The following is a 15,930-nucleotide window of genomic DNA, read 5'->3' as shown; positions in this document are numbered from 1 at the left end:
GACCGGCCCCCGGGCTCAGCCCAGGACGGCCGACGCCGCCTCCCGCGCCTCCAGGGGTCCTGCGGTGCCGAGGACCGCGCGGGCGGCCTCGCGGCACTGTTCGAGCGTGACCTGCCCCAGCCGAGCACCGACTCCGGCCACCGCGGCCGACGCCGCCGACAGGCTGGTGACGCCGAACCCGACCAGGACGCAGGCGAGCAGCGGGTCCGCGGCGGCCTCACCGCAGACGCCCACCGGCTTGCCCGCGGCAGCTCCGGCCTCGGCGGCGCGGGCGACGAGAGCGAGCACCGCGGGCTGCCACGGGTCGGTCAGGGCGGCGAGGTCGGCGGACATCCGGTCGGCGGCCATCGTGTACTGCGCGAGATCGTTGGTGCCGATCGACAGGAAGTCGACGTGCTCGAGGATGCGGTCGGCGAGCAGCGCGGCCGCGGGGACCTCGATCATCACGCCGGGGGTCAGACCGCGCTCGCGCACGTCCGCGGCGAAGGCCTTCGCTTCGTCGGCGGTCGCGATCATGGGGGCCATCACCCACGGCGACGACGACGTGGCCTCGGCGGCGGCGGCGATGGCGTCGAGCTGGCGATGCAGGATGCCGCGGTCGGCGGCGGCGATGCGAATACCGCGCACGCCGAGCGCCGGGTTGGCCTCGTCGGGATGGGTGGCGAAACGCAGTGGCTTGTCGGATCCGGCGTCGAGCGTGCGGACGACGACCTTGTGGCCTTCGAACGCGGTGAGCACCTCGCCGTAGATGTCGGCCTGCTCGGCGACGGTCGGTTCGACGTCGCGGTCGAGGAAGCTCAGCTCGGTGCGGAACAGACCCACCCCGTCCGCGGCGGTCGTGCGGGCCGCGCGGGCACCGGCACCGTCCTGCACGTTGGCGAGGATGTCGACGTGGTGGCCGTCGGACGTCCGGCCCGGGCCCGTCCACTCGGCGACGCGGGCGAGGTGGGCGGCGGACTCGTCGACGGCGCGGCGGGCCTCCTCGGCGTCGGGATCGACCGAGAGGAGTCCGGTGGTGCCGTCCACCATGACGGCGGTGCCGGCAGCGACGTCGTCGAGGCCGGCCACGGCGACGACGCACGGAATGCCCAGCTGACGGGCGATGATCGCGGTGTGACTGGTGGGGCCGCCGAGCGAGGTGGCCAACGCGACGACGAGCGTCGGGTCGAGGCCGGCGGTGTCGGCGGGGGCGAGATCCTCGGCGAGCAGCACGGACGGCTGCGCGGGCGTGGGAACGCCGGGCTCGGGCAGGCCGGAGAGCTCGGCGAGCACGCGGTCGCAGATGTCCATCAGGTCGGTGATGCGCTCGGCCATGCGTCCGCCGAGCTTGGCGAACATGGCGACGAACTGGTCGGTAGCGGCCACGGCCGCATAGGCGGCGTCGGCGCCGCCCTTGATCGCCTTGGCACCGGCACCGAGCCAGCCGCGGTCCTCGGCCATGGCCGCGTTGGCGGCGAGGACCTCGGACGCGGACCCGGTCGCGAGCGCCGCGCGGGCCTGCAGACGAGCGCCGACGGCCTTCGCCGCGGCACGGAAACGCTCGACCTCGGATTCGCGAGAGTCCTCGCCGATCTCGCGCGCAGCGTCGGGTCGGGTGGGGCGCGGGGCGGGACGGACGACGGGCCCGTACCCGACACCGGGAACGACGGGGGTCCCGTGGAGCGTGCGCGCGTCGGTCCGCGAGTCGGTCACGGTGGTGGATCCCGTCATGTCGTTCCTCCTGCTGTGTGTCTGTGTGCTGTTGCCGTGGACGCACACCGTCGAAACGTGTGTGCGTCGCGTCTCGGCTCGCGACTGGTGTGATCGAGATTACGCGAACCTCTTGACATGTCAACAGAGACGGGCGTAAAACAACATAAACCAACAACAAACCCACGGATCGGAGGGGCGGAGGTGACCACGACCATGTACGCGGAAGAGCGGCAGAACGCCATCGCGGGCCTCATCGGCCAGCGCGGTCGCGTATCCGTCGCCGACCTCGCGGACACCTTCGGCGTGACCACCGAGACCGTGCGGCGCGATCTGGCTGCGCTCGATCGCATGGGCGTCGTGCGCCGGGTCCACGGCGGCGCCGTTCCCGTCACCACCATCGCGACCGTCGAGAAGGGCCTGGCCGAACGCGAGCACACGCGGACACAGGAGAAGGACCGCATCGCGGCCGCGGCCGTCCGGTTCCTTCCCGACGCCGGCGGCAGCGTGGCGCTCGACGCCGGCACCACCACCGGACGCCTCGCCGCACTGGTCCCGGTCGACGTCGAACTCACCGTCGTGACCAACTCCCTGCCCATCGCCCAGCGACTCGCCACGGTGCCGTCTCTGTCGCTCCATCTCGCCGGCGGGCGCGTCCGCGGCGTCACGCAGGCGACGGTCGGTGAGGACGCGGTGCGCACCTTCACGACCCTGCGCGTCGACGTCGCCTTCCTCGGCACCAACGCCCTCAGCGTCGCCCACGGCCTGTCCACCCCGGACACCGAGGAAGCCGCGGTCAAGCGCGCCATGGCCGCCGCCGCCGACCGCGTGGTCGTGGTCGCGGACTCCGCCAAGATCGGCCTCGAGTACTTCATGTCCTTCGCCGCACTCGACGGCGTCGACGTCCTGGTCACCGACGACGGCATCACCGATGCCGACTGCACCCGTCTGCAGCAACACGGATTGGAGGTGGTGGTCGCATGATCCTCACCCTGACGGCCAACCCCAGCATGGACCGCACCGTCACGCTCGACGCGGCGCTCCAGCGCGGCGCCGTCCATCGCGCCACCACCACGACCACCGATCCCGGCGGCAAGGGTGTCAACGTCGCCCGCGTCCTCACCGCCGCCGGCCGGCCGTGCACCGCCGTGCTGCCCGGAACCGGCTCGGACCCCCTGCTCGGGGCGCTCGGCGCCCTGGGCGTGCGCTACCACGCCGTCCCGACGACGGGTCTCGCTCGCACCAATCTCACCGTGAGCGAACCCGACGGCACCACCACCAAGATCAACGAGCCCGGCACGGCGCTCGCCCCCGAGACCGTCGCCGGTCTCACCGCCTCGGTGCGCGAACTCGCGCAGCGCGCCCAGTGGGTCGTGCTGTCCGGTTCGGTCCCGCCCGGCGTCGACGCGGGGTGGTACGGCGACCTGGTGGCGGCGGTACGCGAGACGTCGGCGCGCGTCGCCGTGGACACCTCGGACGCTCCCCTGCTCGCACTCGCGGCAGGCTTCCCGCGGACCGCGCCGGACCTGATCAAGCCGAACGCCGAGGAGCTCGGACAGCTCACCGGACGCGACGGCGAGGTCCTCGAACACGCTGCAGCACAGGGCGATCCGATGCCCACGGTCGAGGCCGCCCGGATTCTCGTCGACCGCGGCGTCGGCGCCGTGCTCGCGACCCTGGGCGCCTCCGGTGCCGTCCTGGTCACCGCGACGGGCGCCTGGTTCGCCACCCCTCCCCCGATCACCCCGCGCAGCACCGTCGGCGCGGGCGATTCGTCCCTGGCCGGGTACGTGCTGGCCGACCTCGACGGTGCGGACGGTGCCGGGCGACTCGCCCGGGCCGTCGCCTACGGATCGGCAGCCGCCGCTCTGCCCGGCACCCGCCTCCCCACTCCCACCGACGTCCACGTCGACGCCGTTCCCGTTCGATCGCTTTCCCTGCCCGGCTCGTCCGCCCTCGCTCGACACACCTCCTGAGGAAATGAACATGTCCACTCCCACCACGGATGCACCCGGCATCATCGCGGAGGATCTGATCCTTCTCGACGCCGATCTCGGTGCCGACAAGAACGCCGTCATCGAGCGGCTGGCCGGTGTCCTCGCCGACGCCGGTCGAGCCACCGACTCCGCCGCGTTGCTCGACGCCGCCCTCGCACGCGAGGCGCAGTCGGCGACCGGACTGCCCGGCGGCATCGCCATCCCGCACTGCCGATCGGCCGCGGTCACCACCGCGTCCCTCGGGTTCGCCCGGGTGTCGCCGAAGGTCGATTTCGGCGCCCCCGACGGCGATGCCGACCTGGTCTTCCTCATCGCGGCCCCCGAGGGCGCCGGGGCCGAGCACATGAAGCTGCTCTCCTCGCTCGCCCGTGCGCTGGTCAAGCCGGCCTTCGTGACCTCGCTGCGCGAGGCCCGCACCCCGGCCGAGGTGGTGACGCTCGTCCAGGACGTGCTCGCCCCCAAGCCCGCCGGCACCTCCACGGCCACCGCCGCGTCCGCCGCCTCGGCCACCGCAGCCTCCACCCCGGTGAGCACGGCGAAGTCCGAGACCCCCGACACCGCCGCCGCGACGTCGTCGTCGGCGCCGAAGCACATCGTCGCCATCACTGCGTGCCCCACGGGTATCGCCCACACCTACATGGCGGCCGACTCGCTGAAGGACGCCGGCGACCGCGCCGGCGTCACCGTGCACGTCGAGACCCAGGGCTCGTCGGGCTCCACCGCCCTTGATCCGCAGCTGATCGCCTCGGCCACCGCCGTCATCTTCGCGACCGACGTGGGCGTCAAGGGCCGCGAGCGCTTCGCCGGCAAGCCGGTGATCGAGTCCGGCGTCAAGCGCGCCATCAACGAGCCCGACACGATGGTCGCCGAGGCCCTGCGTGCCGGTGACGATCCGTCGGCGGCCCGCGTGTCGGGCTCCGCTCCCGCCGCGGGCGCCGCCGCGTCCACCGGTGGCCTCGGCTGGGGCACGCGCCTGCGTCAGATCCTGCTGACCGGCGTGAGCTACATGATCCCGTTCGTCGCGGCGGGCGGTCTGCTCATCGCGCTCGGCTTCCTGCTCGGCGGCTACCAGATCACCGAGGTCGCCGAGGACGTCGTCCTGAACAACAGCCTGCAGAACCTGCCGGACGGGGGTCTCGCGACCTACCTCGGCGCGGTCCTGTTCCAGCTCGGCAGTCTGGCGTTCTCGTTCCTCGTCCCGGCGCTGGCGGGCTACATCGCCTTCGCCATCGCCGATCGACCCGGCATCGCACCCGGCTTCACCGCCGGTGCCGTGGCCGTCCTGGTCGGCGCGGGCTTCATCGGCGGTCTGGTCGGCGGCCTCATCGCCGGCTTCGTCGCCCTGTGGATCAGCCGCATCTCCGTGCCGTCGTGGCTGCGCGGCCTCATGCCCGTCGTCATCATCCCGCTCGGCGCGACCCTCGTGGTCGGCGGCCTGATGTTCCTGGTGCTCGGCCGTCCGCTGGCCGCCATCACCTCCGGCCTCACCAACTGGCTCAACGGCCTGTCCGGCTCGTCCGTCATCATCCTCGGCATCATCCTCGGCCTGATGATGTGCTTCGACCTCGGTGGCCCGGTCAACAAGGCCGCCTACGCCTTCGCCACCGCGGGCCTCGCCATCGACAACGAGGCGTCGCTGCGCATCATGGCCGCGGTCATGGCCGCCGGCATGGTGCCCCCGCTGGCCATGGCCATCTCCTCGACGGTGCTGCGCCCGAAGCTCTACAGCGCCGCCGAGCGCGAGAACGGCAAGGCCGCCTGGCTGCTGGGATCGGCGTTCATCTCCGAGGGTGCCATCCCGTTCGCGGCTACCGACCCGCTCCGCGTCATCCCGTCGATGATGGCCGGTGGTGCGGTGACCGGCGCGCTGATCATGGCCTTCGGGGTCACCCTCAGCGCCCCCCACGGCGGCATCTTCGTCGCCTTCGCGATGAACAACATCCTGCTGTTCCTCCTCGCGTTGGCCATCGGTGCCGTGGTGTCGGCCGTGCTGGTCACCACCGCCAAGCAGTTCGCCGGTAAGAAGGATTCCGAGCTGGTCGACGATCGCGTCGCCGTCGCAGCCTGATTCCTGACACGATCGACCCCACCACACGCACGACACACGAGGAGCAGTTCATGCCCAGCACCACCGTCGCCGTCGGATCCGCCATCGGCCTGCACGCCCGCCCCGCCGCCGTGATCGCCGAAGCGGTCGCCGACTCCGGCGTGGACGTCACGCTCGAGGTCGCGGACGCCGAGCCCGTGGACGGCGGGTCCGCGCTGATGATCATGACCCTCGGCGCGACCAAGGGCACCGAGGTCACCGTCACCGCCGACGATCAGGCCACGGTCGACAAGATCGCGGCGCTGGTCGCCTCCGACCTCGACGCCTGACCGTCCGAGAAGAATCGGGTGCAGTAACCCACCGTCACGGTGGGTTACTGCACCCGATTTCTGCGTTCCGGGCCCGGTCAGCGCCGTCGGAACACGCGCACGACGAGCAGGGCGGTGACCCCGACGATTACCAGCACCGACGCCGCGGCCACGACGAGCGGCACGAGAATCGACGACGTCGGCTCGGCCGGGGCCTCCTCGGTGTCGGCCACGGGCGCCGGATTCGACGTCCGGTCCGGTGCGATGTCGGCCGCGCGCAGGACGTCGACGGGCGGCAGCGGGGCCGCCGAATCGAGGCCCAGCTCGGAGGCCAGCAGCAGATCCCCGTCGGCGGTGAACGCCGCGGCCTCGCCCTGGGGCCGTGCGGGCGCGGCGACCACGCGGTCCGCGGGCCGGCCCAGCGCACCGGCGACGTCGCCGTCCGGGACCGACCACAGGTAGACGTCGGTGTAGGTCCGCAGCGCCGCGAGCGTTCCGTCCGCGGTGACGGCGCCGCCGGTCACCAGACTCGACCCGACGAGCAAGGGCGGCCCACCGGCGGTTCCGGTGTCGTCGGGAACGAACTCGGCCACGCGCCGCAGCGCGGTCGGTCCGGGAGTCGGCAGGTCCGCCACGGCGACGTCGGTGGTGTAGACGCCGCTGCCGGCACCGTCCTTCGTGACGATCACCGGGCGTCCGTCGCCGCCGATCAGCAGCGCTTCGGCGTCGTGCGCCCCGTCCGGGTACGTCAGCCGCGCCAGGTCGCCCGCCCCGGTCTCGGGGTCGAGGCGGACCAGGCCCACCGTGTCGCGTCGACGGTCGTTGTCGCCGATGTCGGCGAGGACGAGCCGACCGTCGACGGACGCGAGATCCTCGACGTCGTAGGGGTCGACGGGGTTCGGGATCCACCGTGTGACGGCGCAGGACGGATCCAATTGCGCCACACGGTTGTCCGCCCCGCTGTCCCCGATGGCGTATACCGTCTCCCCGATCACGGTGAGGCCGGAAAGCTCGGCCAGACCGGGATCGGTGGGCGTGCAATACACCTCGCCCTGCGCCGCAGCCTCGCCCTGCGCAGCAGCGATGCCCGGCGCGAGCACCGCGGCTCCCACCGCGACCGCGACGGGCAGCGCCGCCCTACGCACTGTGGGCGTATCGAGCGAGCTGCGACGCCAGCGCGGTGGGTACCGTCGCGTCGATGCGCGTGCCGCCCGACTCGTGCGACGTCGACGCGATCCGACCGTCCGCGTGGATGCGAGACACCAGGTCTCCGCGGTCGTAGGGCACCAGCACGCTGACGGACACCTCCGGCGGACGCACGAGTTCCCCAAGGCGGGTCCGCAGCTCGTCGATGCCCTCGCCGGTCTTCGCGGAGACGAAGACGGCGCCGGGCAACAGACCGCGCAGCTGCGTGAGCGTCACCGGGTCGGCGGCGTCGATCTTGTTGACCACGATCAGTTCCTCGGGCGCGGCCGCGTTCTGTTCGCGGATCACCTCGACGATCACCTCGCGAACCGCTTCGATCTGCCCGATCGGCAGGGCGTCGGACCCGTCGACCACGTGCATGAGCAGGTCGCCGTCCACCACTTCCTCGAGCGTCGACCGGAAGGCCTCGACCAGCTGCGTCGGCAGGTGACGCACGAAACCGACGGTGTCGGTGAGCACGCACTCGCGGCCGTCGTCCAGCGTGGCCTTGCGCGTGGTCGGATCCAGCGTCGCGAACAGTGCGTTCTGCACCAGCACGCCCGATCCGGTCAGGGCGTTGAGCAGGCTGGACTTGCCGGCGTTGGTGTATCCGACGATCGCGACGGACGGCACGTTGCCCTGCAGTCGCCGCTCGCGCTTGGTGTCGCGCGCCTGCTTCATGCCGCGAATCTCGCGGCGGAGCTTGGCCATCCGCTCGCGGATGCGACGGCGATCGGTCTCGATCTTCGTCTCACCGGGACCACGCAGACCCACACCGCCGTTGCTGCCGGCGCGGCCACCGGCCTGCCGGGACATCGACTCGCCCCAGCCGCGCAGCCGCGGGAGCATGTACTCCATCTGGGCCAGGGCGACCTGCGCCTTGCCCTCGCGGGACGAGGCGTGCTGGGCGAAGATGTCGAGGATCAGGGCGGTGCGGTCGATCACCTTGACCTTGACGATCTTCTCCAGCGCCGTCAGCTGCGCCGGGGTCAGTTCACCGTCGCAGATGACGGTGTCCGCACCGGTGGCGATCACCACCTCGCGCAGTTCCTTCGCCTTGCCGGAGCCGATGTAGGTGGACGCGTCGGGCCGATCGCGCCGCTGGACGAGGCCCTCGAGGACCTCGGATCCCGCGGTCTCGGCGAGCGCCGCGAGTTCGGTCATCGAGGACTCCGCCTCCTCGGCGGATCCGGAGGTCCAGACCCCCACCAGCACGACGCGCTCGAGGCGCAACTGCCGGTACTCGACCTCGGTGATGTCGGTGAGCTCGGTGGACAGACCGGCGACGCGCCGGAGTGCGCTCCGGTCCTCGAGCTGCATCTCGCCGGTGGACCAGGTGTTCTCGTGTGCCTCGTCCGCGTCGGCGCGTGGAGTCTCGCTGCGCGTGGGCTGTGCATTCGTTGTCGTCATACGTCGTCCATGATCCACGAACGCAGCGCCGTGTGCACGGGCATTTCGGTGTGACACGGACGGCGCCGGTCACCGGCACGCTACGACGCGTGCGCCGCCCGGGACTCGAGCCCGGCCCACCAGGAGGCGGACACCGTCCCCGAGGCGAGCAGTACCGACGGTCCGCGCAGCGTCGCGCGGCCGTCGGCGACCCGGACGACGACGTCGCCGCCGGGCACGGTGACGGTCAACTCGCCGTCGGTGCGCCCGTCGGCTCGCAGGGCGGCGGCGGCCGCGGCGACGGTCCCGGTCCCGCAGGAGCGGGTCTCCCCGACACCGCGTTCGAACACCCGCATGTGGACGCGATCCGCCCGCGCGGCGGTGACGAACTCGACGTTCACTCCGTGCGGGAACACCGCGTGGTCGTACTCGGGCGCCCGTGACAGGTCCAGGGCGGCCAGTCCGTCGGCGTCGAGGTCGGTCGACACGCACGCCAGGTGCGGATTGCCGACGTCGATGCCCGTTCCGCTCCAGCGGCGCCCACCCAGCACCGCGGACGACGCCTCGGTGATGCGCACGGGACCCATGTCGACCGTCACCTGCGCGTCGGTGTCGCCCACGTCGTGCACGATCACCGGGCGGGCGCCGGCCCGCGATCCGACGACGAAGCGGTCCGCGGCCGACAGCCCGGCGGAGCGCACGTAGTGCGCGAACACTCGGACTCCGTTGCCGCACATCTCCGCGACGGACCCGTCGGCGTTGCGGTAGTCCATGAACCAGTCGTCGGCGGCGACCCCGTCCGGCAGTGCGCTCAGCACCCCGCGCTCGCGCAGGGCGCCGGCGGTGGCGACGCGCAGCACGCCGTCCGCGCCGAGGCCCGCGCGGCGATCGCACAGCGTGCGCACCCGCTCCTCGGTGAGGTCGAGCCGCGCGTCGGGGTCCTCCAGCACGACGAAGTCGTTCTCGGTGCCGTGGCCCTTCGCGAAGGCGATGCCGGTGGTCATGACGACGAGTCTCCCACGACCGAACGCAGACCCGGTCGACGCTGACGGGCGATCTCGTAGAGTCCCACCGCCCCGGCGGACGGTGCGCCCAGCGAACTGGCCGTCCCCCCGATCGGGATGGAGACGGTGACGTCGCACGCCTCCCGCCAGGCCGCGGACATGCCGCGGGTCTCGTTGCCGACGACCAGCACGGTCCCCGTCCGGAAATCGTGCTCGTCGATCACGCGGTCACCGGTCTCGTCGGTGCCGACGACGGTGGTCTCGGTCCCGGCCGCGCGGAGCCGCTCGACCACGGCCAGCACGTCCGTCGGCCCGGCCGCGGCGGCCACGGGGATGCCGAACAGCGATCCGGTGGTGGCCCGTACGGCCACCGGGTCGAAGGGGTCCGCGGCGTGTCCGGTCACGACGACGGCGGATGCTCCGAACGCGTCGGCGGACCGGATCAGCGTCCCGAGATTGCCCGGTGACGACGGCCGGTCGACGACGACGATCACCGGCGCCGGTGCGTCGGGAGTCCAGTCGGTGAGGTCCAGCAGCCGCGTGCGCGCGACCAGGAGCACCTCGGGCGGCTGCTCGGCACGCTCCCCCAGCTCGGCCATGAGCTCCGGTGCCACGGACACGATCTCCGCACCCGACCGACGACCCTGCTCCACGGCGTCGTCCGCCCACGTCGACAACGCACCCTCGCTGCGGACGAGGACCGCCTCGACGGGCCAGCCGCGGCCCAGCGCCATCGACACCGGCCGTACGCCCTGCACGACGAACAACCCGGCCTTGGTCCGTTTGGCGCGCGTGGTGAGGTACGACTGCCACTGCTGGAACCGCGCGTTCCGGCTCAGCACGCGGCTCACGTCTGCTCTCCGTCCGCGACGGCGGCGAGTGCCCGGCCGAGCAGGTCGGGGTCCTCCCCGCGCAGCCAGGTGATACGGGGGTCCCGCGCGAACCACGACCGTTGACGACGGACGTAGCGCCGCGTACCGGCGGCGGTCAGTTCGCGCGCCCGCGCGCGGTCGATCTCCCCGTCCAGGTACTGCAGCACCTGGGCGTAGCCGATCGCGCGGCGGGCGGTGACCCCGTCACGAAGGCCGATCTCGATCAACGCCGTCACCTCCTCGACCAGCCCCTCGGCGAACATCGCGTCGGTCCGGGCGTCGATGCGGGCATCCAGTTCGTCGGTGTCGCGGTCGATCCCGAGCACGACGGTTCCCCATCGCGGATCCCCGATGGTCGGGGCGGATGCGGCGAAGGGCTGACCGGTGAGCTCGACCACCTCGAGCGCGCGGACGATGCGTCGACCGTCCGTCGGCAGGATCGACTCGGCGGCGGCGGGATCGCGCCGCGCGAGTTCGCCGTGCAGCGCGGCGACGCCGTCGGCCGCCAATCGGGACTCCCAGCGGGCCCGCACGTCCGGATCGGTGGCCGGAAACCGCCAGTCGTCCAGCAGAGCCTGCACGTACATCATGGAGCCGCCGACGATCACCGGGCGCCGACCCGACGCGAGCAACTCGTCGATCTCCGCCACCGCTGCCTCCTGGTACGCGGCGACCGTGGCCGTCTCGGTCACGTCCAGGACGTCGAGGCGGTGGTGCGGGATACCCCGCCGTTCGTCCACCGGGGTCTTGGCCGTCCCGATGTCCATACCGCGGTACTGCTGCATCGCGTCGACGTTGACGATGTCGCCGCCGAACCGCTCCGCCAGGTCCAGCGCGAGCGCGGACTTTCCCGTGGCCGTGGGACCGACGACGGCGACGGGATTCGGACGTGCCACGTCGACGGGCACCGACGCGCCGGTCACGTCCACGTCCCCACCGTGTAGCCGACGCCGTACGGCGCCGCGCGGTACGCCGTCCGCCCAATGAACCGTCGTCCCGACGCGTCGGCCACCGCCGCCGCCACCTGCCAGGCCGCGCGTCCCGAGACACCCAGCTCGGCGCACAGGGCCGGATCGAGCGATCGGAGCGCCGCGCTGTCCACAGCCGCGAGGGCGTCGTCGACACGCTGTTGGACGCCCTCGGCGCGGTCGTCGAACGCTCCCGGCGCCCCGGCGGTCAGTGTGGTCGCGCCGTCCGCGACGACGAGCAGGCCCACCCGGTCCGACCCGCTCAGTCGGTCCCCGATGTCCCGGGCGACGGACGCGCACTGCCCGGCGTCCGCGTCGACGGCGACCAGCATCACGTCGACGGCGCTCTCCGGCGCGGCCCGCTCCCGCAGCCAGCCGACGGTCGACGCGGCCAGGGGGAGCGCAGGATCCGGTGGGCCGTCTGCGTCCGGCGCGGTCCGTACGACCACGTCGGCGCCCCAGCCCGCGTACGTCCCCACCACCGAGCGCAGCAGTCCCGCGTGCGTGTCGACACCCACCGCGAGCAGGACGTCGCTGCGGTCGGCCAGGTCACGCACCACGCCGAGCGCGGCGTCCCGCAGCTCGGTCACCTCGTCGCTCGCCGCGCCCATCAGTTCCGGAACCAGCAGCGGCGGCGAGGGAACGAAGGCGACGGCGGACAGCACGCCGCCACGGTAGTCGAGACCACCCGGGGGGCTCGCCGCACGGGTTTCGATGGTCGCGGGCGGCGGGAGGGGGTTGAATGGGCTCGACAACGATCAGGCAGCCGTGACGCGCGGCAGAGACGGAGCGACCATGACCGACCGCGAGAGCAGCAGCGACACCGACACCACCGGCACCGCCGCTCCCCGTCCCGGCCCCCGTCCGGGCCCTCGCCCGGGCCCCGTGCCCGGACACCGACCGTCCGCCGCTCCGTCCGCCGCCGCACCCGCCGAGGCCGCGCACGACTCCCATCCCCATGCGATCGTTCCCGTGGTCACCGACCCGTCCGAGTGGGGCCGCGTCGACGACGACGGCACCGCGTGGGTACGAACCGCCGACGGCGAGCGCGTGATCGGCTCGTGGCAGGCCGGCGATGCCGCGGAAGGCCTCGCGCACTTCGGACGTCGGTACGACGACCTCGCGACGGAGGTCGCCCTGCTCGAAGCTCGGCTCAATTCCGGCGCGGGGGACGCCAAGAAGACCAAGGCCGCCGCCGTTGCGCTCGCGGAGACGCTGCCGACCGCAGCGGTGATCGGTGACGTCGACTCTCTCGCGGCGCGGCTTCGCGCCGTCATCGACCATTCCGACGAGGTCGCCGCCGAGCATCGTCGTACCCGCGACGCACAGCGATCGGAGGCGACGGCGCGCAAGGAGGCCCTGGCGGCCGAGGCGGAACAGATCGGCGCCGAATCGACGCAGTGGAAGGCGGCGGGCGACCGACTCCGCGCGATCCTCGACGAGTGGAAGACCATCCGCGGCGTCGATCGCAAGGTGGACGACGCGTTGTGGAAGCGCTACTCCAAGGCGCGCGAGGCCTTCAACCGACGTCGCGGTGCCCACTTCGCCGATCTCGACCGCGAACGCGGAGCGGCGAAGGTGCGCAAGGAGGAGCTGGTCGCTCGCGCCGAGGCTCTGTCCTCCTCCACCGACTGGGTCGAGACGGCGCACGTCTTCCGCGATCTGCTGACGGAGTGGAAGGCCGCCGGGCGCGCACCCCGCGATGCCGACGACGTTCTGTGGCAGAAGTTCAAGGGCGCGCAGGACGTGTTCTTCGCGGCGCGCAACGCCGCGCAGTCCGAGCAGAACGCGGAGTTCGAGGAGAACGCGCGCGCGAAGGAACAGCTGCTCGAACAGTACGGGCCGTCCATCGACCCGGCCGCCGATCTCGAGGGCGCTCGCGCCACCCTGCGCACGCTGCAGGACAAGTGGGACGCCGCGGGCAAGGTGCCGCGCGAGCGCATGGGCGACCTCGAGGGCAAGCTGCGGGCGATCGAGAAGAGGGTGCGCGACGCGGCGGACTCCGAGTGGCGCCGCACCGACCCCGAGGCGATGGCCCGCGCCGCCCAGTTCCGTGAGCGCGTGGAGCAGTTCGAGGACCAGGCACGGAAGGCCGACGCGGCCGGCAAGGCGAAGGACGCCGAGAAGTACCGCGCGCAGGCGCAGCAGTGGCGTGAATGGGCGGATGCCGCTCAGGGCGCGCTCGAGGAGCGCTGATCGAACGGTCGACTCAGCCGTCGCGGCGGGCGTTCCGACGTCCGTCGCGGCGGGTCCGATCCAGCACCGTCTCGCGCGCGGCCTCGTCGAGAATGGCTGCGTCCCGGCGCGCCGACGCGGCCGCCCACTGCTGCGTGGACCGGTTCCACACCACCTTGAACCAGTGGAACGCCAGCACGAGGACCAGCAGCCACCCGACGATCAGGCCGATGCCGGGGCCGGCGCCGCTGAGGTTCGACGGAACGGTCTGGCGGGACCAGATCGCCAGCATCCCGAGCACCGACGCCACGCCGCTGCCGTAGAGGGCGATCCACGCGAGCGCCCACCGCTGGGTCACCAGCGCGAGGGCGGAGACTCCGACGGCGAAGACGAGCGCCAACCAGACGAAGATCCGGGACGGCAGCGCAATCGATTCCGCCGCGGCGTCCTCGTCGAACGCGATGACGTCCCATCCGTTCGCCGCACCGCTGTGCGGCAGCGCGAACGTGAGCAGGAGCAGCAGGACGGCGGCGGCGACCACGACGGCCCGGACACCGGGATCGATGCGGCCGGAGATGCGGCGTTCGGCGGCGGCGAGGTCGGCCGCCGACCGCTCGCGGTCCATCGGCTCAGACCGCTCCCGGTCCAGTTCGTTCGGTTCGGTCACAGTGCACATCCCATCGTCGGGGCCGGCTCGGGAGCCGGGGCGCCGATGCGGGGCAGGCCGAGGCCCACTCCCACCGGCGCGGTGGTCGGTCGCAGTCCGCGTTCGTGACGGTCGCCCGCCACAGTGCGCCGATGCGTCCGCAGCGGGGCGTCGGCGACGAGGTGGTACGGCTTGGCGTCGGTGACGCGGGTGGTGACGACGTCGCCGGGACGCACGTCGCCGTCCACCGCTCCGACGGGCCGGAAGTGAACCAGGCGACCGTCGCGGGACCGTCCGCTCATGCGTTCGGTCACCGCGTTCTTGCGGCCCGCGTCCGCAGCGACGAGCAGCTCGACCTCGGTACCGACCACTCGACGGTTCTCCTCCAGGGCGATCTCCTCCTGGAGGGCGATGAGGCGCTCGTAGCGTTCCTGGACGACGGCCTTGGGCACCTGATCGGCCATCTCGGCGGCGGGAGTCCCCGGCCGGATCGAGTACTGGAAGGTGTACGCGCTGACGAAGCGCGCGCGCCGGACGACGTCGAGGGTGTCCTGGAAGTCCTCCTCCGTCTCACCGGGGAAGCCGACGATGATGTCGGTGGTGATCGCCGCGTGCGGGATGGCGGCGCGCACCCGGTCGAGGATGCCGAGGAACTTCTCGCGGCGGTAGGACCGCCGCATGGCCCGCAGGATGCGGTCGGACCCGGACTGGAGCGGCATGTGCAGCGTCGGGCAGACGTTCGGGGTGGCGGCCATGGCGTCGATGACGTCGTCGGTGAACTCGGCGGGGTGCGGCGAGGTGAAGCGCACCCGTTCGAGGCCCTCGATGGTTCCGCACGCCCGCAGGAGGGCGGCGAACGCCCCGCGGTCGCGAGGGGTGTCCGGATCGGCGAACGACGCGCCGTAGGCGTTGACGTTCTGCCCGAGCAGCGTCACCTCGAGTACGCCCTCGTTCACCAACGCCTGCACCTCCGCGAGCACGTCGCCGGGGCGCCGGTCGACTTCCTTGCCGCGCAGCGCCGGGACGATGCAGAACGTGCAGGTGTTGTTGCAGCCGACGGAGATCGAGACCCACCCCGCGTAGGCCGAGTCGCGCTTGGCCGGCAGCGTCGAGGGGAACGCGTCGAGCGAGTCGAGGATCTCGACCTCGGCACGCCTGTTGTGCCGGGCGCGATCGAGCAGCGCCGGGAGCGATCCGAGGTTGTGCGTGCCGAACACCACGTCGACCCAGGGTGCCTTCTGCACCACGACGTCGCGGTCCTTCTGGGCCAGGCACCCCCCCACGGCGATCTGCATCGACGGGTCGGCGTCCTTGGCGGGCCGGAGCTGGCCGAGGTTGCCGTAGAGCTTGTTGTCGGCGTTCTCCCGCACGGCGCAGGTGTTGAAGACCACCAGGTCCGCGGAGTCGCCCGCGGCGGCCGGGACGTAGCCGGCGTCCTCCAGCAGCCCGGCGAGGCGCTCGGAGTCGTGCACGTTCATCTGGCATCCGAAAGTGCGCACCTGGTAGGTCCGCGCCCCCTCTGCCCGGGTCGGAAGGTCGATCGTGTCCACGGCCTCCAGGGTACGGCGACCACGAGAACGGTCCGTCGGAGCGCCCGGGAGGGGATTCCGGGGGCGGTAAAGTTTCCATTACATAACTGCCGACCCACCA

Annotated in this window: 14 protein-coding genes; 5 read left to right on the top strand and 9 right to left on the bottom strand. The window is 72.4% G+C overall.

The features are described from left to right. Positions 1 to 15 precede the first annotated feature (15 nt). A complete protein-coding gene (locus A3Q40_RS07270; RefSeq protein WP_068100815.1) occupies positions 16 to 1,710 on the bottom strand; it encodes a putative PEP-binding protein in 1,695 nt (564 codons plus the stop codon). 195 nt (positions 1,711 to 1,905) lie between these two features. Between A3Q40_RS07270 and A3Q40_RS07265 the strand changes: the two genes are divergently transcribed. Genes A3Q40_RS07265 through A3Q40_RS07250 form a run of 4 tightly spaced genes read left to right on the top strand, consistent with a single transcriptional unit; the run spans position 1,906 to position 6,062 of the window. Further along, entirely contained in the window at positions 1,906 to 2,673 is a 768-nt protein-coding gene (locus A3Q40_RS07265; RefSeq protein WP_068105554.1) for a DeoR/GlpR family DNA-binding transcription regulator, read from the top strand. Then, the gene (locus A3Q40_RS07260) at positions 2,670 to 3,665 is read left to right on the top strand and encodes a 1-phosphofructokinase family hexose kinase (RefSeq protein ID WP_068100813.1); all 996 of its coding nucleotides are present in this window, start codon (positions 2,670 to 2,672) and stop codon (positions 3,663 to 3,665) included. The genes A3Q40_RS07265 and A3Q40_RS07260 overlap by 4 nt, the downstream gene beginning before the upstream one ends. Before the next feature lie 4 nt (positions 3,666 to 3,669). Further along, a complete protein-coding gene (locus A3Q40_RS07255; RefSeq protein ID WP_201132957.1) occupies positions 3,670 to 5,754 on the top strand; it encodes a PTS fructose transporter subunit IIABC in 2,085 nt (694 codons plus the stop codon). A gap of 50 nt (positions 5,755 to 5,804) precedes the next feature. Then, complete coding sequence (locus tag A3Q40_RS07250) at positions 5,805 to 6,062, top strand: HPr family phosphocarrier protein (protein ID WP_068100811.1); 258 nt, start codon at positions 5,805 to 5,807, stop codon at positions 6,060 to 6,062. A 77-nt stretch (positions 6,063 to 6,139) separates the two neighbouring features. On the opposite strand, the gene A3Q40_RS07245 is transcribed toward A3Q40_RS07250, so the two are convergent. The 6 genes from A3Q40_RS07245 to A3Q40_RS07220 form a co-directional block, all read right to left on the bottom strand. After that, the gene (locus tag A3Q40_RS07245) at positions 6,140 to 7,186 is read right to left on the bottom strand and encodes a hypothetical protein (RefSeq protein ID WP_069972916.1); all 1,047 of its coding nucleotides are present in this window, start codon (positions 7,184 to 7,186) and stop codon (positions 6,140 to 6,142) included. Beyond that, positions 7,179 to 8,636 carry a GTPase HflX gene (hflX, locus tag A3Q40_RS07240; RefSeq protein ID WP_068100809.1) on the bottom strand — a complete coding sequence of 486 codons (1,458 nt, stop codon included), beginning with the start codon at positions 8,634 to 8,636 and terminating at the stop codon, positions 7,179 to 7,181. The genes A3Q40_RS07245 and hflX overlap by 8 nt, the downstream gene beginning before the upstream one ends. Before the next feature lie 80 nt (positions 8,637 to 8,716). After that, a complete protein-coding gene (gene dapF / locus A3Q40_RS07235; RefSeq protein ID WP_068105550.1) occupies positions 8,717 to 9,607 on the bottom strand; it encodes a diaminopimelate epimerase in 891 nt (296 codons plus the stop codon). Between the two features lie 8 nt (positions 9,608 to 9,615). Then, complete coding sequence (locus tag A3Q40_RS07230; RefSeq protein ID WP_068100807.1) at positions 9,616 to 10,470, bottom strand: TrmH family RNA methyltransferase; 855 nt, start codon at positions 10,468 to 10,470, stop codon at positions 9,616 to 9,618. Then, positions 10,467 to 11,420 carry a tRNA (adenosine(37)-N6)-dimethylallyltransferase MiaA gene (miaA, locus tag A3Q40_RS07225; RefSeq protein ID WP_235606499.1) on the bottom strand — a complete coding sequence of 318 codons (954 nt, stop codon included), beginning with the start codon at positions 11,418 to 11,420 and terminating at the stop codon, positions 10,467 to 10,469. The genes A3Q40_RS07230 and miaA overlap by 4 nt, the downstream gene beginning before the upstream one ends. Continuing rightward, the gene (locus A3Q40_RS07220) at positions 11,411 to 12,124 is read right to left on the bottom strand and encodes a hypothetical protein (RefSeq protein WP_069972915.1); all 714 of its coding nucleotides are present in this window, start codon (positions 12,122 to 12,124) and stop codon (positions 11,411 to 11,413) included. Before A3Q40_RS07220 ends, miaA begins: the two co-directional genes overlap by 10 nt. A gap of 130 nt (positions 12,125 to 12,254) precedes the next feature. Here A3Q40_RS07220 and A3Q40_RS07215 point away from each other — a divergent pair, with 130 nt between their 5' ends. Further along, positions 12,255 to 13,655, top strand: a complete 1,401-nt coding sequence (locus tag A3Q40_RS07215) for a DUF349 domain-containing protein (RefSeq protein WP_068105535.1) — start codon at positions 12,255 to 12,257, stop codon at positions 13,653 to 13,655. Between the two features lie 13 nt (positions 13,656 to 13,668). Here the strand turns inward: A3Q40_RS07215 and A3Q40_RS07210 are convergent, their stop codons facing one another. Then, the gene (locus A3Q40_RS07210; RefSeq protein ID WP_068100805.1) at positions 13,669 to 14,310 is read right to left on the bottom strand and encodes an Rv2732c family membrane protein; all 642 of its coding nucleotides are present in this window, start codon (positions 14,308 to 14,310) and stop codon (positions 13,669 to 13,671) included. Continuing rightward, the gene (gene miaB / locus A3Q40_RS07205) at positions 14,298 to 15,830 is read right to left on the bottom strand and encodes a tRNA (N6-isopentenyl adenosine(37)-C2)-methylthiotransferase MiaB (RefSeq protein WP_068100803.1); all 1,533 of its coding nucleotides are present in this window, start codon (positions 15,828 to 15,830) and stop codon (positions 14,298 to 14,300) included. The genes A3Q40_RS07210 and miaB overlap by 13 nt, the downstream gene beginning before the upstream one ends. Positions 15,831 to 15,930 lie beyond the last annotated feature (100 nt).

Source organism: Rhodococcus sp. PBTS 1 (assembly GCF_001620025.1).
GTDB lineage: Bacteria > Actinomycetota > Actinomycetes > Mycobacteriales > Mycobacteriaceae > Rhodococcoides > Rhodococcoides kroppenstedtii.
The sequence above is the reverse complement of the archived record's forward strand: the minus strand, read 5'-3'. Positions and strand labels throughout refer to the sequence as shown.